Below are 23,458 nucleotides of genomic sequence, written 5' to 3' on the forward strand. Positions count from 1 at the left end.
AGCTAACGGGCGGCCAGGCAGGTCACCCGAAGTCAAAAGAAAAAATTATTCAGATTCTTTAAATAACTCGCGACCAATCAGCATTCGGCGGATTTCAGATGTCCCTGCGCCGATTTCATAAAGCTTTGCGTCGCGAAGCAGGCGACCGGTGGGATACTCATTGACGTACCCGTTACCACCTAGTATTTGAATCGCATCAAGGGCCATTTTTGTGGCCAGCTCGGCGGAGTAAAGAATAGCGCCGGCGGCATCTTTTCGAGTGGTTTCACCCCGATCGCAAGACTGCGCTACCATATAAACGTAGGCGCGTGCCGCATTCATTTGCGTATACATGTCAGCTATTTTGCCCTGAATCAGCTGGAATTGGCCTATCGACTGGCCAAATTGTTCACGTTCATGGATATAGGGTACCACCACATCCATGCAGGCTTGCATTATGCCCAAAGGACCACCCGACAGAACCAGCCGTTCGTAATCCAGGCCACTCATCAGGACCTTAACGCCTTTACCTTCTTCGCCGAGAATGTTTTCTGCCGGCACCTCGCAATCTTCAAAAATCAGCTCACAGGTGTTAGATGACCGCATCCCCAGCTTGTCTAGCTTCTGAGCCTGAGAGAATCCCGGGTAATCGCGCTCAACAATAAATGCTGTAATTCCCTTGGCGCCAGCGCTTGTGTCGGTTTTGGCGTAAATCACAAAAGTGTGGGCATCCGGACCATTGGTAATCCACATCTTGTTGCCATTGAGCACATATTTATCGCCGCGCTTGTCTGCACGTAACTTCATGCTCACCACGTCGGAACCGGCGTTGGGCTCACTCATAGCCAGTGCGCCGATATGCTCACCGGACACAAGCTTAGGCAGGTATTTTTCGCGTTGCGCGTCGTTTCCATTTTTGAAGATCTGGTTAACACACAAATTAGAGTGAGCGCCATAACTTAAACCAATACCGGCTGAAGCACGGCTGATTTCTTCCATCGCCACAGTATGCGCTAGATAGCCCATTTCAGAACCACCATACTGTTCTGATACGGTAACGCCAAGTAGTCCCATCTCACCTAATTTAGGCCATAGCTCGTTGGGGAACTGATTATCTTCATCAGCCTGCGCGGCTAAAGGAGCGATCTCATTTTTTGCAAACTGATTGACCTGGTCGCGCAACATATCAATGTCTTCACCCAGACCAAAATTCAAAGTGGGATAGAGCGTATTCATGCGATATTTCCTCGTTTAAGTTCAGCCAGTTCTTCCCGGCAGCGAATTTCAACCTCGTCCAGTTCACTCATCAGCGACTTAATATCCTCAAGCTGCTGTGTCAACACGGCGCGTTTTTTCTCTGTCAGGCTCAACATTGTTTCCAGCTGAACAGCAGAATTTGGATTAGTGTCGTAAAGCTCGAAAAGATTTTTCACTTCTGCCAGTGAAAAACCTAACCGTTTGCCACGTAAAATTAGCTTTAACCTGACACGGTCTTTGTTACAGTAAATACGGTTTTGGCCGGTGCGTTGTGGGCTTAACAGCTCCTGTTCCTCGTAAAAACGAATAGACCGAGGGGTAATACTGAATTCGCGCGCCAGTTCGCCAATGGTATAGGTCGGATCAGATTTGTGATTATTCATGGCACACTACCTGTGAGTTACGTCCAGTGGTTACCCAGCTGCTAATGTCAAAGCATAGTTTTACTGATGTCGGCTCGTTGACACTTTTAACGTTCGGGTTTACGTTAACGTAAATTGCATTTTACGTTAAGGTAAGGTAACAACTCTGTAACGTCAATATGGCAACAAATTGTTACGGCGCATCTGGTATTGAAGTAACACCTGCATCGGTGTGCCACCAGGAGGTACAAGTAACCTCTTTTATTATCACTTTATTATTGAGGCAACACGATATGAGCAATGAAGAAGTAGTAATTGTCGCGGCAAAGCGCACGCCGATGGGAGGGTTCAACGGCAGCCTGGCAGCTGCAACGGCCACTGAGCTCGGTGCACAGGCAATTCGGGCCACCTGCGAAAATATGGATGTGAGCCAGATTGATGAAGTTGTATTTGGCTGCGTATTACCTGCTGGTCTGGGGCAGTCACCGGCCCGTCAGGCTTCTCTTAAAGCTGATTTGCCGCTATCTGCCGGCGTAACTACGATCAACAAGGTATGTGGCTCCGGGCTAAAAGCGGTAATGCTGGCTCATGACCTGATACAGGCAGGCTCTGCCCAGGTTGTGGTAGCCGGCGGCATGGAGAGTATGAGTAATGCTCCATACATGCTACCTAAGGCGCGTTCCGGTTACCGGATGGGCCATGGTCAGGTTATTGATCATATGATGCTGGATGGACTGGAAAACGCATACGACGGCAAAGCAATGGGTTGCTTTGCGCAAGATACGGCAGACGAAGAAAAAATAACGCGCGGCCAGATGGACGAATTTGCATTGAGCTCTCTGTCTAAAGCCAACGAGGCCATCTCGTCTGGTACGTTCGCCGATGAAATTACCCCCGTTACAATTTCAGGCCGCAAAGGTGAGGTTACTGTGGATACTGATGAAGGCCCGGGTAATGCAAGGCCTGAAAAAATTCCGGATTTGCGTCCTGCATTTAAAAAAGATGGCACAGTGACGGCGGCGAATTCAAGTTCAATTTCAGATGGTGCAGCAGCTCTGCTTGTTATGAGTCGCTCAAAAGCCGATGAACTGGGTCTTTCTCCCTTAGCGAAGGTTGTAGCCCACGCCACTCACTCCATCGAGCCTGAAAACTTCACAGTAGCACCCGTTGGAGCAATGGAAAAGGTTCTGGAGAAGGCGGGGTGGTCAAAACAGGATGTTGACCTATTTGAGATTAATGAAGCATTTGCCATGGTTACCATGCTGGCGATAAAAAAACTGGGTCTGGATGAAAAGAAGGTCAATATCAAGGGCGGCGCTTGTGCGCTGGGTCACCCCATTGGGGCATCAGGCGCCAGAATATTGGTCACACTACTTCACGCATTAAAACAAACTAATGGCAAAAAGGGTATTGCGTCGCTATGTATCGGTGGCGGCGAGGGTGTCGCCATGGCAGTAGAAATGATGTAAACAAGAGTTTCCGACTTCCCCCTGGTGGGGCGATCGAGCTAACGTCATCATTTAAAAGAACTAATAAAAAAAGAACCTGGCTTTTTTGTCAGGTTTTTTTACATCTGCTGTTTTTTATACTGGGGTATAAAATTAAATATATTTGCGCATCAGTAGCTTGCAATTGTGGAATTTGTCGTGCATGTTCATGTCGTTACTAATCAATTTTCAACCAGATTGGTCAGTGACAGCTGATAACAATAATAATTTCAGGAACTCGTGATAACGCGCGAGATTGATGCGGGTAAACCGTACAAAGAACGCGTTTGTGTGCAACCGGATGCACCAGCACCGTTGCATAATTATAAAAAAAGTGTCGATGGGAGACGCAAATGACATTTAAGAAACACCTTTTGGGATCTATGATCTCAATGGCAGTTACTGCGGCAATGGTACCAAGTGCACTGGCCCAGCAGGTAACGGTTCCAGATGCAAGTAAACTAACTACTACCGGACCGGTAAAAGCTGCGCGCTCGCAAACAGGTTTGTATATTGTGCAACTACGCGATAAAGCCGGTGTTACCTATGCTGCAGATATTGGCGAATTGGTACCCAGCAACAAGGTGGCTGCAGGAAAGGGGAATCAATATAATGCGAAGAGCCAGAAGCTTGTAGATTACACTAACAAGCTAAAATCCAGACAACAGGCCATAGCAAACTCTGCCGGTGATGTTGATGTAATTCACAACTATGTTCACACCTTCAATGGCTTTTCCGCCAAACTTTCTGACGACCAGGTAGAAGCGCTTCGCAATAATCCGGATGTAGTGGGCGTATGGGAAGACGAACTGCTAAAAGTGGATACAGCTAACACGCCGGAATTTTTAGGGTTGACCGAAGGGCAGGGGCAACATGTTTCGGGCATTAAAGGCGAGGACGTAATCGTCGGTATACTGGATACCGGGATAACGCCTGAAAATCCAAGTTTCTCAGGTGAGGGCTATAGTGATCCGTCGACGTTAGAAGACTGGTCGGGTGTGTGTGACCCGGGCGAAGACGACACGTTTTCCTGTAATAATAAGGTTATTGGAGCACAGTATTTCGGTGATGGTTTTGCCGCTGTGTATCCTATCCAAACCGAACTGGGCGAGTTTATCGGCCCCCGTGATGCAGATGGCCATGGGAGCCATACTGCTGGCACAGCAGCAGGTAACGAAGGTGTTCCTGCTATGAAAAGTGGCGGCGAGCTGGGTGTAATGTCAGGCATTGCTCCTCGTGCCCGTATTGCTGCATACAAAGTATGCTGGAATTCAGATTACACCACGCCAGATGGTGAAGACCAGGCAGGTTGTTTCCCATCAGATACAATGGCAGCAATTGACCAGGCCACGGCTGATGGCGTTGATGTTATTAACTACTCTATCGGCGGTAGCCGCACAGACCTGACGTATCCACCAACAGCAGCTATGCTTCGTGCAACTGCAGCTGGTGTATTTGTGTCGGTTTCAGCGGGCAACTCTGGCCCGGCGGCACAAACTATTGGTACGCCGGCACCCTGGGTTACCACCGTAGCTGCATCAACATACGAAGGTTTTAGTCAAACCAATGCACTGGAAGTGACCAGCAACGGCTCGGCTGAACAATATCCGTTTGTTGAAGGTTCTATCACCAAGCCACTTGCTGAAACCGGACCGGTATCCGGCGAACTGGTGCTGGCTGAGCCTCTCAGAGCATGCTACGACGATGGTGCAACACCTTCTCCGCTGGCTAATGCTGCTGAAGTTGAAGGTAAAATCGTACTGATTCAGCGCGGTGACTGTGCCTTTACGCAGAAAGTCATCCGCGCCGTGCAGTCCGGCGCCAAAGCGGCAGTCATTTATACTGTTGAAGGTAACCCGATAACCTCACTGGGCGGCGATTATGTGGGTGAAATTCCTGGTGGCATGATAGGTGCCCAGGATGGTGATAATCTTGCTGCCGCATTAAACAGCGGCGAGACGCTTAATGTGGAACTAAATGCGTCAATTTTCGTTCCGCAAAAAGAGGAAGGTAATATCATGGCGGGCTTCTCGTCACGAGGTCCTAACCTGTCTACCGAAGATGTTATTAAGCCTGATATAACCGCACCTGGTGTGCGCATACTCGCAGCAACAACTGATACCCCAATGTTTGGTAATCAAGGTGAGCAAGTGGCTTATCTAAGCGGTACTTCTATGTCGTCTCCACATATTGCGGGTATGGCTGCGCTGTTGATGGATCAACATCCGGACTGGAGTCCGGGTCAGGTTCGCTCCGCACTTATGACCACGGCTTATCAGGGTGTCACAAAAGAAGATGGCGTTATTCCGGCTGACCCGTTCGATTTTGGTGCCGGACATGCTGCGCCGGTATCAGCAATGGAGCCTGGACTGACATATGACGTTGGCTTCTTCGATTATATGGCGTTTATGTGTGGCTTGGATGAAGACAGTTTCGTAACACAAGAGTCTGGTTTTGCATGTTCTGATTTTCAAGCGGCCGGTTTCTCTTTGGATCCATCACAGCTTAACTATCCCTCAATTTCTGTGGGTACACTTGATTCGGAAAAAACTATTTTCCGAACAGTGACAGATGTTACCGGTTCTGGTGGCACGTACACTGTGTCACTGGAAGGTCTTGAAGGGATTGATGCTACAGTAAGTACATATGATGCAAACGGCAACCTGACTGCATCACCAGATTTAGTGGTCACACCAGGTGGCGTAGCTGCTTACGGCATTACGATGTCGAAAAACGAAGAAGCAGTGATTGATCAGTGGACATTTGGTGCAATAACTCTTGAAAGCGCAACCTCAAGCGTTCGCAGCCCAATTGCGGTCAAGCCTGCTGTTGATATTAAGATTGATGTGCCTGAGTCACAGGTAATTAACCTGCGTCGTGGACGCGGCAACTTCCCTGTTCAGATGAACTACTCTGGACGTACCAGCATTGATTATGCAGGTCTGGCCCCGCTGCTGACTACGCCTGATCAGGTAGAGCAGGATCCATCGCAAACCTTTGCGTTCCTGGGAGCAGGTACAACATACACCGCCTGGCTGGTGCCAGAAGGTTCTGAGCTAGCGCGTTTCTCATTGCGCAACGAGCGGGTGGCTGCAGAAGGCGCTGATTTGGACCTGTATGTTTACCGATGCGTGGAGTTCTCTTGTTCGCAAATTGATGCTTCATTAAATGCAGGCTCAGACGAAGATGTGATCATAAGAAATCCTGAACCAGCGGCCGATGGCGCTGTAGGCACCTTCTATCTAACGATGGTTCATGGCTGGTTTGTACCAGGTGGCGTTACAGATTACGAGCAAATGGTTTGGGTTGTTAATGGGAAAGAACCTAACCTGCGCGTAAGTTCGTCAACCCGTGCGGTAGACAATCGTTTTAACCGCGTAAATATTATGACGCGTGGTCTGGAGCAGGATAGCACCTATATGGGGACTGTCAGCTTCTTTGACGATGACGGTATCCTACAGGGCACAACTGCACTGGAAGTGCGTAACTAAAACAACATCAGAATGTCGGGGGCCGGATGGCCCCCACTTATAAAAACAGGAATACACTCATGAAAAATTTAAAAACGTTAATTGGCGCAGCGGCGCTATTGGTATCAACGTTGGGGACGTCACTTTCAGCCAACGCGGCGATGATTACCCAAGAAGGGCGTATCAACGGCGAGTCTATTTTTAATCTTAGTGCAAATCTGGACGAAGATGCGCTGGATAGTGCGATTGAAAATGACCCGTTCTTTGATCCCACCGAAGCCGACAACTTCTTCAATCCTGAAATTATCACCTTGACCAGCCTGAAGCTTTTTGGCGAATCGGTGGATTTAGGTAATGTATTTCAGTTTGACGTGGTATTTAATGCCCTGGATTTAAGCCGGGGTTTCGATTTACTGACATTGGATTTTTACTCAGAAGCACTGATGACTGGTTTGTCTTTTGAATTTGACAGAGCATTCTCTGGATCTAATTTAGCGACCTTCTATTTCCCCAATGATCCGGATTCAAACTTCACTGTATTTGGTGACGATGTTGAATTTTCTGTAGTTCCAGAACCTTCAGCGTTTGCAGTATTTGCACTGGCAATGGGTCTTATGATGGTTCGCCGTCAACGCAGTTAATGCTAACTGAGCATTATTGAGATGGATAAAAGCCCTGATAGCAGGGCTTTTTTTATGGGCTGTTTAAACGCGTTGTATAGTGATCAGTCAACCGACCATGCATGCCTTTAGCGTGGTTGCATATCGTCTATAAAACAGCAATACTGACCTTTTTGTTTACTTTCAAATCAGGGGGTTACATGAACTTGCTATGGCGAGCTATAGTTTTAGCCCCGCTCTTAATTATTGCCAGTAACGCCCAGGCAAAATCTTCATTGGCGTACTGTGCGCAGAGCAACTGGCTACCCTATGAAGGTATCCGCGACGGGCGTCATATCGGAATGATTGCTGATTATATGTCAATTATCAGTAGCTTAACTGGTATTACATTCAGCGCTGTGGAAGTTGAGAGTTGGCAACAGGGGCTTGATTATCTCAATAGCGGTCGCTGTGAGATGGCCATGGTATTTGAAATGGCGGCTGTTGATCGCAGTGATATCAGCTTATCACAACCATTTTTGCAAATTTCTTATGTGTTGGTCACCCCTGTCAGCACCCAGTTATTAAGCGGTTACGATGCTATAGGAGAACGCATTACAGGCATAGTTGAAGGGAATGCACATGGTCAGTACATAGCTCGTTACTATCCAGCCATTAGCACCGAACCCGTAGCCAGCGAACAGATCGGCCTCACCAAACTGGCAGAAGGGGAACTTGATGTTATGGTAGTTTCCCTTATGGGGTTTAATAATTATTTGCGTAAGCATAATGATGGTGAGCTCACAATCTCTGGAATAGCGGATCCTATCAGTAATCTAAGGTTCGCACTTAAAAGCAGTGAACGTAATGCATTACTAAAAAGAATCAACGGTGCTATTAGTACCATTCCTGACCGCAAGCGGGTAAAAATCCTGCAAAAGTGGAATAAATCTGTTAGTTATACACAAGACGATTTTTGGAAATACGCTGTGCTTACTCTTGCCGGTATGATGGTCGCGGGCGCGTTGCTCTGGCGCCAGCGAGGTCGCAGACAATGGCAGTCGACCCTCATCAAAAGGCGGCGGGAAATAGATGCTCTGCAGTCAGTTCTTTTAGAAAAAAATCGTACCATTGAATTTTTAAGCAATCATGATTCGGAATCCGGATTGTATAACCGTAACTACATGATTCAAAAAGCGGAAGAGGAAGTGGCACGATTTCGGCGTTTTCAGTCGCCGGCAACGCTTGTGGTGCTTGATGTTCTGGCTTTGCAAAATGAAAGCAGCCAGCCCAAACGCGTAAAAGAATCAACGTTGATGCGACTGCTAGGCCGGGTTTGTCTTACCACCGTCAGAGATGTTGATGTAGCAGCTCGCTGGAGTGTGGATCAACTGGTGTTGCTGTGCCCACAAACTAGTCAGGCTGACGGCCATTTACTGGCAAAAAGGTTGGTAGCCCGTCTTGAAGAGTCTGCAAAAATGCAGGGATTCCGAATAACATTAGCCGCTGGTGTTGCCGGTTTACTGGATAACTGGTCTTTTAATGATTGGTACGAGCAGGCAAGCAGTATGTTGTATCAGGCCCGCAGACAGGGCGGTGGCATTGCCACCCTGCCGCAGTATTAGTAATATGCTTTGGTAATTTGCCGGCATTATCACTAATCGTTGATAAACCCTTCGTTGGCCTTAATGGTGAGTGGATGATAGCCCGCTTTTGCTTCATTAAACGCCTTTGTGGCGAGTTTCTTGCCCTGAGGTGTCTTCGCAAGTTCCCGGTACAAAGGTTTTACCAGCTTGTTACGACCGATATTCACCAGGTATTTGTAAAGTCTGTCATAGGCCGGTTTGTACTCATTTTTTACCGCAATCATTAACCAGCTATGTGCAATCTCATTGTTTTGAGATTGTGTGAGAGAAAATGCGTTATCAAGCTCCTCAAGCTTTTGTGCAGGTAAGCTGTCAGGCAGATTGTTCAGAAAATATAGCCACTCATGGGTTGTCCATAACGTGGTGTCGATTTCATTAGCGTCACGCTTGTCGGTGAGCCATCGCTGTCTTACCTCATCGATGTCTGAAAATGCGTCGGATTGCGGTTCAGGAGCTCCTTCAGGCAAACCCGGCTGAAATATCCACTGTTCAATGCGAGCGCGACTTAACTTCTCTGGATAGTCTTTCAACAATGTTTTATCAAGATAAGTCAGAAAAACATCGGTAGTAATACTTTCAAATGCAAAATGCTCAAAATAATTCAATAAGAACTTATCAAATGCTTCACGACCAATTTTCTGTTCAATTTCTCTTAACATCAGCGCTCCCTTTTCATAGGGGATATCTGAAAACACCTCATCGGCGTTGCGCCCGCGCAGGTCTATGGCCAGTTTTTGGTCGGCTTCAGGCAGCGCGTCAATATCAGACTGCAGGCTCTGATACCCAAGAACTGCTTCCATATTGTAGCGGTCTGGTCCATATAACATTTCCATAATGCGGTATGTCAGGTAGGTGGTGAAACCCTCGTTTAACCATAAATCCCGCCAGGTAGCATTAGTGACAGTATTGCCTGACCAGCTATGAGCAAGTTCATGCGCAATAAGGGAGACCAGACTTTTGTCACCCGCAATTACCGTTGGTGTGATAAATGACAGGCGAGGATTCTCCATGCCTCCGAAGGGGAAGGAAGGTGGTAGAATAAGCAAATCATAGCGGTCCCAGCGATAGGGGCCGTACTTTTCTTCGGTGAGCTCAAGCATACTCTCAGTATCCTCAAACTCAGCTGCAGCGGCTTTAAGTAAGGCCGGTTCAGCGTAAACACCGGTTCGGTCACCCATTGCCTGAAACTGAAGGTCGCCAATGGCCAGTGCAATAAGATAAGACGGGATCGGCTGCGGCATCGAAAACGAATAGTCGCCGTCGCGCTCTGTATGCGGGTTATTTGACGCGCTCATCACCGCCAGAAGATTTGCCGGGGTTTTGATATTGGCATCATAGGTAATGCGCACCTGTGGTGAATCCTGGAGCGGAATAAAACTCCGGGCATGTATAGCCTGTGCCTGCGTAAATAAAAACGGATGTTGCTTGCCGGCAGTTTGCGCCGGTGTCAGCCACTGAACGCCTGAAGCCTCCGGCGACGTGTGATAATTTACGGTGACTTGCTTTGCGTTTGCTGGCAGTGATATAGACAGCGGTGTGCCGAGATTCGCATCTGATGCGCCCAGTGAATAATCTACTGACTGTCCATTAACCGTTACTGAGTTGATGTTCAGATCCCGGGTATCAAGAACCAGGGTATCGGCACCCGCCTGTTGACGCACAATATCAAGGGTGGCGCGACCTTTAAGTTGTTTTTGTTCGAAATCGGCGGTAAGCGCCAAATCCAGATGCGTGACCGTTATTTCATCGGGATTTGAAAAAGAATGGTAGTCATTGCCCGCTTCAATATGTTTGGCCACAGCAGTATCGTTGTGCTGACTTAAAGCGGTCTCACCCGAGCCGGTAACCGGTTGTGAACAGGAGAACATAACTGGCACAGCCAGACATATCCAGCATAGTTTATTCATTTTATTCCTTACTGGTAGCATCAAGATTTAATCCCAGTGATAGTAAGTAATATAGGTGTGGAAAAGCAACTATACCGTTTAGATGACTGCACATAATAGGGGTTTTATGAGTTCGTCAGTATGCCTGCATTGTCGGCATCGCGCAGAATGAATAATGTCAGACGCGCGGCCAGCATGGGCCAGGCGGCAAAAAGTAACAGATTATTGAATGCATCCGGTATTGGGTATAACAAAAGAATGTTAATACACCACGTAATATTTGTACCAGTCCGTATATTCAGGTTTAAACAGACCGGCCACAAACAGAGGAGTCAGTATAATCTGCAAACGGCCAGGCAGGTAAACGATTGACGCCGGAATGCTTGCTATATCATAAAATGCGTTGAAAATACCGATGCTGTGGGCCGGGTTTGCGAACTTATCTAACACCCGCACAAACATAACGATAAATATCCCCAGACATAATAACAGGCAAAGGTGCAAACGCTTTGTAAGGGGGAGAAAGTGATACAGATATTGAGGTTTCCAGGTAAATTATGCGTTAGTGTGAATACGAACTGGTTTTGTGTCGTATTCTTTCATCTTTAGCCCATATTTTTATGGTCTTTGAAATAATATACGCGACCGTACGGTCTTTAAGTGACAAGAATTAAATGAAAATGGAATAGATCATGACCACTGGACCCGGCAAGGTGTCGTACTGCGCATTAATGATTACAGCACTTTCTTCTGGCGCTGGCTCAGCACAAACGCAGCCAGATGAAAACGATATTGAGATTATTGAGGTAACCGGAAAGCAGCGTGATGCCAGGGTGCTCAATCCGGGCAGCGCTGAGGTAGACGGTTTATTTGGCGAGGCGTTGTCTATCAAAAACCTGCCCCGTGCAGCAAGTAGTTTAAGCGCTGAAGCCATGCAGACTTATAATATTGAAACCCTGCACGATATTGCTAAAGTGGCGCCCAATACCTATGCAGCCAGTGGTTTTGGCACGCCCAGTCTGCCTACAGTAAGAGGGCAGCTTGGCGAGCTTTTTCAGGATGGTATTCGTCGCCAGGCGGGGAATAACGGCTTTGGTATTCCATTATCGTTTAATAGTGTAGGGCAGCTAACCGTTGTTAAAGGCCCGCCCACTGTCTTATTAGGCAGCACCCAGCGCAACGGTGGTTTTGTCGATATTCGCTCTAAAGTCGCTTCTACCTCAACAGCGGGCGGTCAGGTGAAACTGCATGCTGGTCGCTGGGATGACTATGAGATTCAGGCTGACTACTCAACGCCCCTGATGCAGAACAAAACCGCGTTGCGATTAAGCGCTCAGGTCATTGATGCCAGGTCTTTCTTCGATTTTGCTCAGACCCGTAGCGAAAACTTGTTCGCTACATTTCGGTATCAACCCGACGATTCGCTAACCTGGGACATCTCGGCGGAATATTATGATGCGGACTATCCGGATATTGCGGGTATCAACCGTCCTACTCAGGCGCTGATTGATGATGGTATATATATTACCGGTCAGGGCCGCCAGGCTGATGGCTCATTGATTCCCGGTGCTGGTGCAGTGATTTCACCTACCGGTGAAGTTGTTATACCACGCAGTACAGTATTAACGCACCCGGATGATATTAACGGCGCGCAAACCACAATTGTCAGAAGCAACATGGCAATGACACTTTCACCGGACATGAAACTGCGCAATATCTCCTACTATCAGCATTTATCACGCGAAGAGATTGCCCAGAATAGTTTTGTTGAAATCATCGATGGTGCTGATACCGCGCAAAATCGTACGGAGCTTGATATTGCGCTTACTGATAAGCAACTGACGACACTGGCTTTGGATGTACGCTATAATGATGTGCTAGGTTACAGTCAGTTTACCACCGAAGCAGACAATCCTATTGATCTGACGGGGCCTCTGCAAGATCGTGTTATTCCTCTTACGCCTTCGCAACAACAACGTCTAGTGCTGTTGAGGCCCGGTGTTTATGTTTCTCCGGGCGCGCAATATGACCTCAACAATGACGGCCAGGGTGACTTTAATTTATCGGATACCACTGACTCCACGACTTGGCAGACGGGCCTGGCGGTGCAGCAACAGTCGCAATGGACAAAAAGATTCTCAACGATCGCAGGGTATCGTGTGGATTTTTACGATGTCACCGCCAAAGACGGTATGCCGCCAGAAGAAGTACAGGCGGTGCCATCTGACTCGTTCAGCGATACATTACACAGCTGGCAGTTAAATGCACTTTATGCACTTAGCGACACATTAAATGTTTACGCTGCGCTGGGTAACAATGATGCGACCTCCAACAGTATGGCAGGGGGCACTACACTGGGCGCCGACAATAAGATTGCTGCAGCAAATTTTGCCACTGACAATACACTCTACGAAATTGGCGTAAAATTCGCGCCTGATGAGGACTTTTTTGCCGCTATGGCTGTGTTTGAACAGACTCGTAGTCTGCGCAACCGAGACGGCAGCAATACCGGAATTAAAACCAGCGGGATAGAGCTTGAAGCATTTTACCAACAGGACAATTTCTGGATAAACGGTAGTTACAGTTACCTGGATGCCCGCTATGACAATTCTGCTGCCTCTCAGGGTACCCGTAAGGTTACTGATGCGTTTGATAACAGCCGGCCAGATATTATCAATGGGACCGCAACAGGCTCTCCTTCCTTTACCGCTTTTGCGCCATCCAACCAACGTGTTCAGGGGGTAGTGCCACAGCTTGTTGCGTTTAATGGTGGCATTGACATAACCAATACCCTGTCAATGGGAACCTCTTTTGTCTATACAAAATCATTTCCCCTGGATTTTCTGCAGTCTGTGCATATTCGCGATCAGATACGGTGGGACCTGAACGTTGCCTATGCATTTAGCCCGGCGTTGCGTGTACGTATTGATGTTATGAATGTCACCGATGAAGAAAACTGGCAGCCGGTATTTGAGGGAGGCTACTTTGGGGCCACTCTGGTAATGCCTGAACTACCCCGTCATGCCAGTGCGACATTGCAGTACAATTTTTAATACCGGGAGACAACAATGTTAAAAAAAGCCGGGTTACTGGCCATATTCGTGCTGCTTATCAGTGTATTTTTCTACTTCGATCTGGACCGGTATTTTACCCTCAGTGAGCTGAAATCATCGATGGGAGAGTTTCACCAGATTATTGAACAGAACCCTGTTTATAGTGCCGTCATATTTTTTTGCATCTACGTAGTGGCTACGGCCCTGTCTTTACCGGGTGCGGCGATTTTAACCCTTGCTGCAGGCGCGATGTTTGGTTTATGGCAAGGCTTGCTGCTGGCCTCTTTTGCCTCGTCATTGGGCGCTACTCTGGCTTTTTTAAGCGCGCGGTTCATCTTTCGCAGCAGTGTTAAAAAACGTTTTGCAGAAAAACTCGATAAAATTGACCGGGGTATAGAGAAACAAGGCGCGTTTTACTTATTTACCCTACGGCTGGTGCCGATATTCCCTTTTTTTCTTATCAACCTGGCGATGGGGCTCACCAGCCTGAAAACCTGGACATTTTATTGGGTCAGCCAGATTGGTATGTTGGCGGGCACACTGGTTTATGTCAACGCGGGAACCCAGCTTGCTCAGGTGGATAGCCTGTCTGCCATTATTTCCGGTGACCTGATCTTAAGCTTTGTACTACTTGGGCTCTTTCCCTGGATAGCCAAGGGGATCGTTGCGCTGGTCAATCGCCGTCGTGTGTATCAGGGCTACACGCGTCCCAAACAGTTCGATAGAAATCTGATTGTTATCGGTGCCGGCGCCGGAGGCCTGGTTACGGCCTATATCGGCGCAACCGTAAAAGCCAGCGTGACGCTGGTGGAAGCTAACGAGATGGGCGGTGATTGCTTAAATTACGGTTGCGTGCCAAGCAAAGCGCTGATAAAAACGGCGAAAGTGGCTCATCAATCCCGACATGCCAGTATTTATGGCCTGGCTGATCGTGACCCGCAAATTCCTTTTGCAGATGTTATCAGGCGGGTTCACAGCATTATTGTAGCCATTGCACCTAACGATAGCGTTGAGCGGTATAGCAAGCTGGGGGTGGATGTAGAAAAGGGATATGCGCGCATTGTGGATCCCTGGAGGGTAGAAATAACCCGGGCCGACGGTGATGTCATTACCCTGACAACACGCAGTATTGTGATCGCGACCGGGGCAAGGCCGTATGTTCCGCCGCTGCCCGGCATAGAACAAAGCGGCTATGTCACCTCTGATACGTTGTGGAGTAAATTTTCGGCATTACCAAAAGCACCCGAGAAACTGATTGTACTGGGTGGCGGCCCCATTGGTTGTGAAATGGCCCAGGCCTTTGCCCGTTTAGGCAGTCAAGTCACGCTGGTGGAACAGGCCGGACAATTAATGGGTAAAGAAGATAAAGAGGTGGCGGATTTTGTCAGACAAACACTGCTCGAGAATGGCGTAAACGTACTGACCGCTCACCGCGCTGAAAAATTCAATTCTGATGGTGATGGACGCTACCTAGAAACGTCCGTTGAGGGGCAGCCGAAAAAACTGTATTACAGCGAAATTATCATTGCAGTGGGCCGCCAGGCTCGTTTGGAGGGCTTCGGACTTGAGGCGTTGGGGATCCAATGTAAGCGCACCATAGAGGCTGACGCGTTTTTGCAAACCAAATTCCCCAATATTTACGCAGCCGGCGATGTTGTTGGCCCATATCAGTTTACCCATGTAGCCTCTCACCAGGCGTGGTATGCCGCAGTCAACGCGTTATTTGGTACGTTTAAACGATTTAAGGTCGATTACCGCGTTATCCCATGGACTACCTTTGTTGATCCGGAAGTGGCGCGGGTAGGCCTTAGTGAGCGTGAAGCGACCGAGCAGAATGTGGCGTTTGAAATCACGCGTTACGACTTCAGTGAGCTGGATCGGGCTGTGACGGAAAGTGCGGGGCGGGGCTATATTAAAGTGCTCACAAAAGAAGGCAAAGATGACATTCTTGGTGTCACTATTATCAGTGAACATGCCGGCGATCTAATTGCAGAGTTTGTTCTTGCCATGAAACACGGGCTTGGACTCAATAAGATTCTGGGCACCATCCATGCCTATCCAACCTGGGCCGAAGGAGCAAAATATGCTGCTGGTAACTGGAAGCGTGCGCATGCGCCGAAACGCTTACTTAGCTATGTGGAAAAGTATCACAAATGGCGCCGAGGTTAAGCGGCGAAAAATGGATATACGATGAAAAACATACATTTCTTTTTAGCGTTACCACTATTTATCCTGACTAGTCTGGAGATCATGGCTGATGAAACCGACTTGCATCAACTCTGGGATCAGCAGCTTGAGCAGTATGTCGCCTATTCACCTGATGAGGGGCCCAGCGCTGTGGTGAATTACAAAAAATGGGGGCAAAACACTGGCCCATTACAGCGTTACCTCGAGACATTGGAAAATATTTCAGTAAAACAATATAAAAGGTGGCCAGAGGCAAAACAGCTGGCGTTTTTGATCAACGCCTATAATGCCTACACGGTGAATCTGGTGTTAAGCCACTATTCACAAATTGATTCGATTAAAGATATCGGCAGCTTGTGGTCATCACCCTGGGACATCGAAGTGGGGAACCTGCTAGGTAAATCGCGCACCCTGGATGATATTGAGCACGGCATGATTCGCGGCACGATTGACGGCCTGAAGCGCGAAGGATTTAACGGGTTTAATGAACCGCGCATTCATTTTGCGGTTAATTGTGCCAGTCGCAGCTGCCCGCCGCTGCGACAAGAAGCGTATACAGGACACTCACTGGATCGACAGTTGGAAGCACAGACGAAGCAGTTTCTGGGCAATACCAGAGAAAATCGCTATACAGATGGCCAGCTTGAAGTATCCAAGATTTTTGATTGGTATCGTGATGATTTTACTGCTGGTTGGAAAGGCGCTTCTTCGCTTAATGACTTTTTTCTCTTGTACGCAGATACTCTGAATATGGACGCAGAGGCCGAAAGTGCGCTAAAGAATAATGCTGTGGCAGTTACCTTTAACGACTACAACTGGGCACTGAATGATAAGGTGGATTAGCGGCCTGCTGATAATTAATGGTTTGATATGGCCAACCCATGCCGAGACCCTACAGTTTTACGCCTGGGGGGGGAGCCCGCAGGTTAATCAGTATCTGGAATGGGTGTCTGAGCAGACCCAGCAACAGTTTGACATAACCGTTAATCACGTAAAGCTTGCAGATACCAGTGATGCAGTCTCCCGTGTGCTTGCCGAAAAAGCCGCTGGCAACCATAGCAACGGTAACGTGGATCTCATCTGGATCAATGGTGAAAACTTTGCAGCCATGGACAAACACGGCTTACTGCACAAAAACTGGGTCAGCGAGTTAGCCCATTTCACGCTAACCAACCCGACCAGAAATCGTAATATGACGATGGATTTCGGGATACCTACAAACGGGCAGGAGGCTCCCTGGGGCAAAGCGGCAATGGTCTTTTATTTTAATCAACGCTATTTGTCGCGGCCGCCGGCGAATGCCTCAGCGCTACTTGCGTTCGCGCGTCAGCATCCCGGCCGTTTTGCGTACCCCTTGCCCACAGATTACCTGGGCATTAGTTTTATCAAGTACATCGCACTGACGCTGTCGACGATTGAAAAAGAGCAGCTTTACCAACCGGTCACTGAATCGGCGCTTGATGCGGTGACCGTGCCCTTGTTTGATTATCTGGATAAGCTGCACCCTTACCTCTGGCAGCAGGGAGAATTTTTTGTTCGTCAGGCGTCCAGATTACAACAGTTGTTTGCTGATAATTCTCTTTTATTGTCTTTTTCATTTACTGCCGCCGAAATACCTGCGGCGGTGTCCCGCTATGACTTACCCCTTAGCACGCGTACTTATGCCATGCAGGATGGTAGCCTTTCGAATGTACATTTTATCGGTATTACCTATAACAGTGCGCATAAGTCTGATGCTATGAAAGTGGTCAATTTTCTTTTGTCACCGCAGGCGCAGGCGAAAAAGCAGCGGGTGTCTGTCTGGGGTGATGAAACCGTGCTGGATATGACGCGTTTGACCCAAGACCAGCAAAAACTGTTTGCGGTCGACAACCGGCACCCGTCCTCGCTCCCTCCGGCAGGGCACCATGTTTTGCTTGCAGAGCCCCATACCAGCTGGACTGATGCATTACGCAAAGCATGGTTTGCACGTTATGGTGAGCACCTTTAATGTTTGCAGCAACGTTAAGTTTGTCTCGCTGGATATTTATACTCGCACTGATTGTGCCGGTAGGGGCAGGCGTGCTCGGCGTCATTTTGCCTGCATTGTCGTATTTTCCGGCCATCGGCGAAACAGAATTTTCGTTAGATGCTTTTGATGCACTGGGCGCGGTGCAATCGCTGCCGTACATGATCGCATTGTCGTTATTTACTGGCCTTAGCGCTACCTTTCTTGCTTTATTCGGTACGCTGGCTATGCTCGCTGTGTTTTATCAGACAACTGGTTTGCAGTGGATTCAGCGATTACTCAGCCCGGTGCTGGTCATTCCACACGCTGCTGCAGCTATTGCCGTGGGGTTTCTTATTGCCCCTTCCGGATGGCCTGTACGTCTGATCTCGCCCGCGCTGACCGGCTGGAGCCTGCCTCCGGTTTTCTCGCCTCTTCACGATGCAATGGGTATTGCCGTAATTGTGGCACTAACACTCAAAGCACTGCCGTTTATTTTATTAATGGCCTTAAGTGTGCTTGCCCAGCCCCATTTATCGGCACGTTTGAACAAGCAATTAAACCTTGCTGTTACCATGGGCTACCACCCTGCCAGCACATTTTTGAAAGTGGCCTGGCCGATGTTATATCCGGCGATTAGGTTGCCGGTAATTGCTATGCTGGCTTTTGCCACTGCCAATGTGGAAATTCCGCTGGTGCTGGGTCCGGGATCCCCACCGACCCTGGCGGTGGCGGTTTTACAGTGGTTTAATCATATTGATATCACAATGCGGTTACAGGCCAGTGCTGCCGCTTGCCTGCAAGTTGTTGTTACCTGTAGCGCGGTTCTGTTCTGGTTGTTAAGCGAACGCGTGGGTGCCGGTTTGATATCGCGCTGGCAGCTTGATGGTAACAGAGTCACAGCAGCAAGGACGCTTAAAGGCGTGGCGGTAGTTACCGTTTTGGGTATTCTGACGGCCGTAATGCTGATGCTGGCTAGCCTGACAGTGTGGTCGTTTGCTGCTCACTGGCCTTTTCCGCAAGCATTACCCGATGCTATCACCGTGCTGCACTGGGCAAGCGGCTTAACCTCAATGCAAACGCCCCTGACCAATACGTTGCTGCTGGCGGTTCCGGTCAGCCTCGGCGCGGTGTTGCTAAGCATACTGGTGCTTGAATATGAAAAACAGCGAGATCATTGCAGTAAGCTGACAGATAAAGTCAGCGGCGATCTGTTATTGTTTATTCCCCTGTTGATCCCCGGGGTAGCTTTTTTGTTTGGATTGACATGGCTGGCGCAGCTTGCGCAAGCAGGCCAGTGGTTACCTACCTATGTGAGCCATTTTGTCTACGTGCTGCCCTACGTGTTTCTTTCTCTTGCCGTGGCCTACCGACGCTTTGACGAACGTTATCGTTATGTTGCCTACGGGTTGGGCGCATCACCTTATAATGTGTTCGTCCGGGTGACTCTGCCGCTATTGTCAGCGCCCATTGCGATAGCATTCGCCCTGGGCCTGGCAATCAGTTTCAGTCAGTATCTGGCAACACTACTGCCAGGCGCCGGAGCCATTGCGACTATTACGACAGAATCCGTAGCAGTAAGTGCCGGAGGGAGTCGTCGACTAAGTGCGGTTTACACATTAATGCAGATGATATTGCCCTTAGCCGGCTTTGTTCTGGCCTGGTGGTTGCCCGCCAAATGGTTTAATCCTGCGGTTCATAGCCGATAAGGAAAGTATGAAATTAAATGCACTGATACTTGACGAGGTGGAGGTAATCAATAACCACCATCGCCTGATTCGCGTAAATACCCGGGTATCTGCGGGTAGCGTATTAACAATTATGGGGCCCTCTGGCGTGGGTAAATCTCTGTTACTATCGGCTATCGCCGGTGTCTTACCGGCACCGTTCAGGCAACAGGGCACTATCAAGATTGGTGATCAGGACATAACAGCGCTGCCTGCCCACAGGCGAGGATTGGGTATACTATATCAGGACCCGCTTTTATTTGAGCATCTGAGCGTGGCGCAGAATATCATTTTCGGCATGCCCCCCGGTACAAATAAGTACGTTCAGGCAGAAGAGCTGTTAGCTGGGGTGGGTCTTGAAAATTATGGCAGAAAAGCGGTTCAAACCCTTTCCGGTGGTCAACAGGCCAGGGTGGCCTTATTGCGTACTCTGGCCGCACAACCTCGGGCGGTATTGCTGGATGAGCCATTTAGTAAGCTGGATATGCAGACCAGAGCGCAGACCAGGAAGTGGGTATTTGATACCATCAGGCAAAACAAATTACCCTGTATTATGGTAACCCATGACGAGCAGGATGCTCGTGCCGCTGAAGGCGAGGTGGTAACCGTAAGCAACTCAACAGAGACCATCTGAGGGAGTCAACTATGCTAGATGCGCGTATTACACCAGTGTTAAAGCCATTGCTTCGGCCCATGGTGAAGCGTCTGCATTATTATGGTATCAGTGCTGATAATGTCACGTTGGCAGGTTTTATCATCGGTATAGCGGCGGTGCCAGCTATTGTCTATGGCCAGTTTATGCTGGCGCTACTTTTTGTGAGTCTGAATCGCTTATGTGATGGGCTTGATGGTGAGCTGGCCCGGTACAGCCAGAGCAGTTCCAGTGCCGGAGGCTATCTGGACATTTGCCTCGATTTTCTGTTTTATGCCACCATTCCGCTGGCTTTCGGCATAGCGAATCCCGTTGAGTGGGGGGTGCCGGCCCTGGTGCTATTGTGCGCATTTATCGGCACCGGCAGTAGTTTTCTGGCTTTTGCGGTGTCAGCTGAAAAATACCAGATCACCCGGCCACAGTTCACCCATAAAAGCTTTTACTACATGCAGGGATTAACGGAAGGGACAGAGACTATAGTATTTTTTATAGTCATCTGTATCTGGCCACAGTGGTTTACTGTTTTGGCATACATCTTTGCGATGGCATGTTTTATTACTGTATTTACACGAATTTATGGTGGGTATCAGACACTTAGTCGGATAAAAAAAGATGAATGAAAACAGTCTGATACGCCTGTCCATATTTTTTGGGGTCTTCTCTTTAATGGCCCTGCTTGAACTTGCCTGGCCCGCCAGACATGCAGCACTAAAGCGCCGTTACCGGTGGCAGGCTAACCTCTCCGTTGTGGTAATTGGTGCCATTATTGCCAGGCTCATCCTGCCGGCCACACTCGCCGGCGTAGCAATTTTTGCGCAGGATAATCAACTAGGTTTGTTTCATCATCTGGTGCCGCCCCCATGGCTGGCAATCGTGCTTGGCGTTTTGTGGCTGGATTGTGTGATCTACTGGCAGCATCGCTTATTTCACAGGGTACCTGTGTTATGGCGCATACATCGTATGCATCATGCAGACAGCCATGTTGATACAACCACCGGTCTGCGCTTTCATCCTGTAGAAATTATGCTGAGTTTAGGGATCAAGGCAGCTGCGATACTTCTTTTAGGTGTTCCTGCTCTGGCCGTGGTTATTTTTGAAGTCGCACTGAATGCGTTTTCCATTTTTAACCATAGCAATATCAGATTACCGCAAAATATTGATGATAAACTGGCACGGCTGGTGATCACTCAGCGCTTACATCGTATCCATCATAGTCAGTATGCGGCTGAAACAAACAGTAATTTTGGTTTCAGTGTTTCATGGTGGGACAAATTATTTGGCAGCTTTAAAGCCCGGGCGCAGCAACCTGACGAAAACCTGGATATTGGGCAGCAGCAATACCCGCCATCAAAATACAACAGCAGCCTGTGGAGATTGCTGACCATGCCATTGGACAAACCAGCCACTGACACTAAGTCAGCGGCGTATAATGCCATTGATGATTCTCAAAAGTGACTTTGCACTTTTCATAATCACGTTCAGAACGCCAGTTGCGGTTGTTGAGTTTTAATGAAACACCATTGTAGAGACGTTTATTCGCGACCACACCGATTTCGGTCTGGTAGTCGTCTTTTTCCTGACGCATTTCCAGCGCTTTCAACTCCAGCCAGTTCAGCATCGATGTTTCGTTTTTCAGCAGCTCATCCGCATCACTGAGTTTTGCTTTTAACTCGGCTGGCAACAAACGGGTTTTTATTGAATCGAGCTTTTCTTTATGCCGAGACGTATTCTGACGCAACTGACGCAGCAAATCGTCCAGGGCATCTTTTCGCTCAAGAAGCTTACTAAAACCAGGGCTGAAATCGATTTTAAGCACCGAGCCCGAAACTGCGCCAATGGTACCGGCTGTTATTTTACCCTGGCTGATAATATCACAGGCGAATAAATTACCCTGCGGATTATTCAGTTGTCCTACTGTCACACTGCCACCACATTGCAGGCGGCTATAAGCCAGTTGCCGACCAACAGTGATATTTCCGCTGCACTGGATATCAATACCCTGACCGTGTTGAACATGAATACTTCCGGCGGCAACCAGTTGGCACGAATACCCGCCGTCACTTTCACTCATTTTACCCATTGCACCTTCGGTGATAATAATATCGCCACCGGCTTCAATATAGGCAGACTCCACAAATCCGTTGATGGTCACATCACCGGCTGCTTTAATTTGCATTTTTTCAGTCACATCGCCGTTAACCAGCACTGCTCCTTCATAATTTACATGCCCGGAGCCTACATTGACACCATTACAAATGAAGGTGTCATCAATGTTCATGATTTGATCACGGTATTTTGGCATACCAGAAATCGCCGCATTTAACTGATTGGGATCACTATCGCTAATAACAGTACCCGAACCCATTTTGAATTCCAGCTGTTTACCATGAACAGCCGGCAATACATTCCCTTTTACATCAAAGCCGTCCCGGCCGTCTGTGGGAGGTTCGCGGCGCAACACAGGGGTGTGGATCTTGACACAGATGACTTCACCGAGATTGCGCATGTCAACCCGATCATTAGCATCAGTCTGCGGGCGCAGTACGCGTTCCAGGGCATTTGGAACCAGAGGAACAAACTGGCTGTTTTTACCATTCTTGGCGGGCAGACCCTTGGCCACTTCGTCTTCGATCACAGCACCCGGCGCGGCTTTACTTAATTGAAGTAACAAACTCTCAACGCGCTTACGGCTTAAGCCCCGAACAATCCCTGCGCTGGCAGCCATATTACACAGTATATCTGTGGTCGGAAGGCGGCCCCCATACGGTGCGGTGAGCACCATTGTAGCGCTAAGTCTGTCACTGCTTATTTTATATTCAACCTCCGTATTTCTGCGCTCACCGATGCGTTCATTTACCGGCGTTTTATCACCGGTTTTAAAATAATGGTTGGCTTTATCGCAGGCACTCTTTAACGCGCCAGGTGAAATATAGAAACGTTTGAACTGGCCTTCGTGAATTTCATTCCAAAGCGCTTTATTGTCGATTTCACGCTCGAAAGAGGCCGGATCCAAGGAAATATCGACATAATTTTTTGAGTTGTCCAGAGTAACGGATACACCTTTCATTACTACTTCCAGCCTACCTTTATTTTCCATTTTCAATCAGGTTAACGGCACAACCCGCGTATTCTTTACAGGTACTTTATAGCGTTTTCCAGTTGTAGG

The 23,458-nt window shown here is 48.4% G+C and carries 16 protein-coding genes; 12 read left to right on the top strand and 4 right to left on the bottom strand.

The window, feature by feature from the left end:
* Positions 1–45 precede the first annotated feature (45 nt).
* Together F458_RS0100585 and F458_RS0100590 are read right to left on the bottom strand one after the other, a co-directional pair.
* The gene (locus F458_RS0100585) at positions 46–1,215 is read right to left on the bottom strand and encodes an isovaleryl-CoA dehydrogenase (RefSeq protein WP_018981424.1); all 1,170 of its coding nucleotides are present in this window, start codon (positions 1,213–1,215) and stop codon (positions 46–48) included.
* Positions 1,212–1,619: a MerR family transcriptional regulator gene (locus F458_RS0100590; RefSeq protein ID WP_018981425.1), complete on the bottom strand. Its 408-nt coding sequence runs from the start codon at positions 1,617–1,619 to the stop codon at positions 1,212–1,214. The genes F458_RS0100585 and F458_RS0100590 overlap by 4 nt, the downstream gene beginning before the upstream one ends.
* A 272-nt stretch (positions 1,620–1,891) precedes the next feature.
* Between F458_RS0100590 and F458_RS0100595 the strand changes: the two genes are divergently transcribed.
* The 4 genes from F458_RS0100595 (at position 1,892) to F458_RS0100610 (ending at position 8,779) form a co-directional block, all read left to right on the top strand.
* Positions 1,892–3,067, top strand: coding sequence for a thiolase family protein (locus tag F458_RS0100595; RefSeq protein ID WP_026294385.1), 1,176 nt, complete (start codon positions 1,892–1,894; stop codon positions 3,065–3,067).
* A 371-nt stretch (positions 3,068–3,438) separates the two neighbouring features.
* Positions 3,439–6,576, top strand: a complete 3,138-nt coding sequence (locus tag F458_RS21125; protein ID WP_018981427.1) for a S8 family serine peptidase — start codon at positions 3,439–3,441, stop codon at positions 6,574–6,576.
* Between the two features lie 59 nt (positions 6,577–6,635).
* Positions 6,636–7,196 (top strand): PEP-CTERM sorting domain-containing protein, encoded by a 561-nt coding sequence (locus F458_RS0100605; RefSeq protein ID WP_018981428.1) that lies wholly within the window; start codon positions 6,636–6,638, stop codon positions 7,194–7,196.
* Positions 7,197–7,375: 179 nt separating this feature from the next.
* Entirely contained in the window at positions 7,376–8,779 is a 1,404-nt protein-coding gene (locus tag F458_RS0100610; protein ID WP_018981429.1) for a transporter substrate-binding domain-containing diguanylate cyclase, read from the top strand.
* A gap of 32 nt (positions 8,780–8,811) precedes the next feature.
* Here the strand turns inward: F458_RS0100610 and F458_RS0100615 are convergent, their stop codons facing one another.
* Positions 8,812–10,668 (bottom strand): M1 family metallopeptidase, encoded by a 1,857-nt coding sequence (locus tag F458_RS0100615; RefSeq protein WP_232362631.1) that lies wholly within the window; start codon positions 10,666–10,668, stop codon positions 8,812–8,814.
* Between the two features lie 710 nt (positions 10,669–11,378).
* Between F458_RS0100615 and F458_RS0100625 the strand changes: the two genes are divergently transcribed.
* The 8 genes from F458_RS0100625 to F458_RS0100660 are packed head-to-tail and all read left to right on the top strand — an operon-like array spanning position 11,379 to position 21,747.
* Positions 11,379–13,739: a TonB-dependent receptor gene (locus F458_RS0100625; RefSeq protein WP_018981431.1), complete on the top strand. Its 2,361-nt coding sequence runs from the start codon at positions 11,379–11,381 to the stop codon at positions 13,737–13,739.
* A gap of 15 nt (positions 13,740–13,754) precedes the next feature.
* Positions 13,755–15,908, top strand: a complete 2,154-nt coding sequence (locus F458_RS0100630; RefSeq protein ID WP_018981432.1) for an FAD-dependent oxidoreductase — start codon at positions 13,755–13,757, stop codon at positions 15,906–15,908.
* A 21-nt stretch (positions 15,909–15,929) separates the two neighbouring features.
* On the top strand, positions 15,930–16,769 hold the full coding sequence (locus tag F458_RS0100635; protein ID WP_018981433.1) for a DUF547 domain-containing protein: 840 nt from the start codon (positions 15,930–15,932) through the stop codon (positions 16,767–16,769).
* Entirely contained in the window at positions 16,753–17,916 is a 1,164-nt protein-coding gene (locus tag F458_RS0100640) for an ABC transporter substrate-binding protein (RefSeq protein WP_018981434.1), read from the top strand. The genes F458_RS0100635 and F458_RS0100640 overlap by 17 nt, the downstream gene beginning before the upstream one ends.
* Positions 17,916–19,622 carry an ABC transporter permease gene (locus F458_RS18820; protein WP_018981435.1) on the top strand — a complete coding sequence of 569 codons (1,707 nt, stop codon included), beginning with the start codon at positions 17,916–17,918 and terminating at the stop codon, positions 19,620–19,622. The genes F458_RS0100640 and F458_RS18820 overlap by 1 nt, the downstream gene beginning before the upstream one ends.
* Positions 19,623–19,629: 7 nt before the next feature.
* Entirely contained in the window at positions 19,630–20,274 is a 645-nt protein-coding gene (locus F458_RS0100650) for an ATP-binding cassette domain-containing protein (RefSeq protein WP_018981436.1), read from the top strand.
* Between the two features lie 11 nt (positions 20,275–20,285).
* Positions 20,286–20,912, top strand: coding sequence for a CDP-alcohol phosphatidyltransferase family protein (locus tag F458_RS0100655; protein ID WP_018981437.1), 627 nt, complete (start codon positions 20,286–20,288; stop codon positions 20,910–20,912).
* Entirely contained in the window at positions 20,905–21,747 is an 843-nt protein-coding gene (locus tag F458_RS0100660) for a sterol desaturase family protein (protein WP_018981438.1), read from the top strand. Before F458_RS0100655 ends, F458_RS0100660 begins: the two co-directional genes overlap by 8 nt.
* Here F458_RS0100660 and F458_RS0100665 read toward each other — a convergent pair.
* Positions 21,704–23,359: a FapA family protein gene (locus F458_RS0100665; RefSeq protein WP_018981439.1), complete on the bottom strand. Its 1,656-nt coding sequence runs from the start codon at positions 23,357–23,359 to the stop codon at positions 21,704–21,706. The genes F458_RS0100660 and F458_RS0100665 overlap by 44 nt on opposite strands.
* Between the last annotated feature and the right edge of the window lie 99 nt (positions 23,360–23,458).

Source organism: Salinimonas chungwhensis DSM 16280, from assembly GCF_000378185.1.
Classification (GTDB): domain Bacteria; phylum Pseudomonadota; class Gammaproteobacteria; order Enterobacterales; family Alteromonadaceae; genus Alteromonas; species Alteromonas chungwhensis.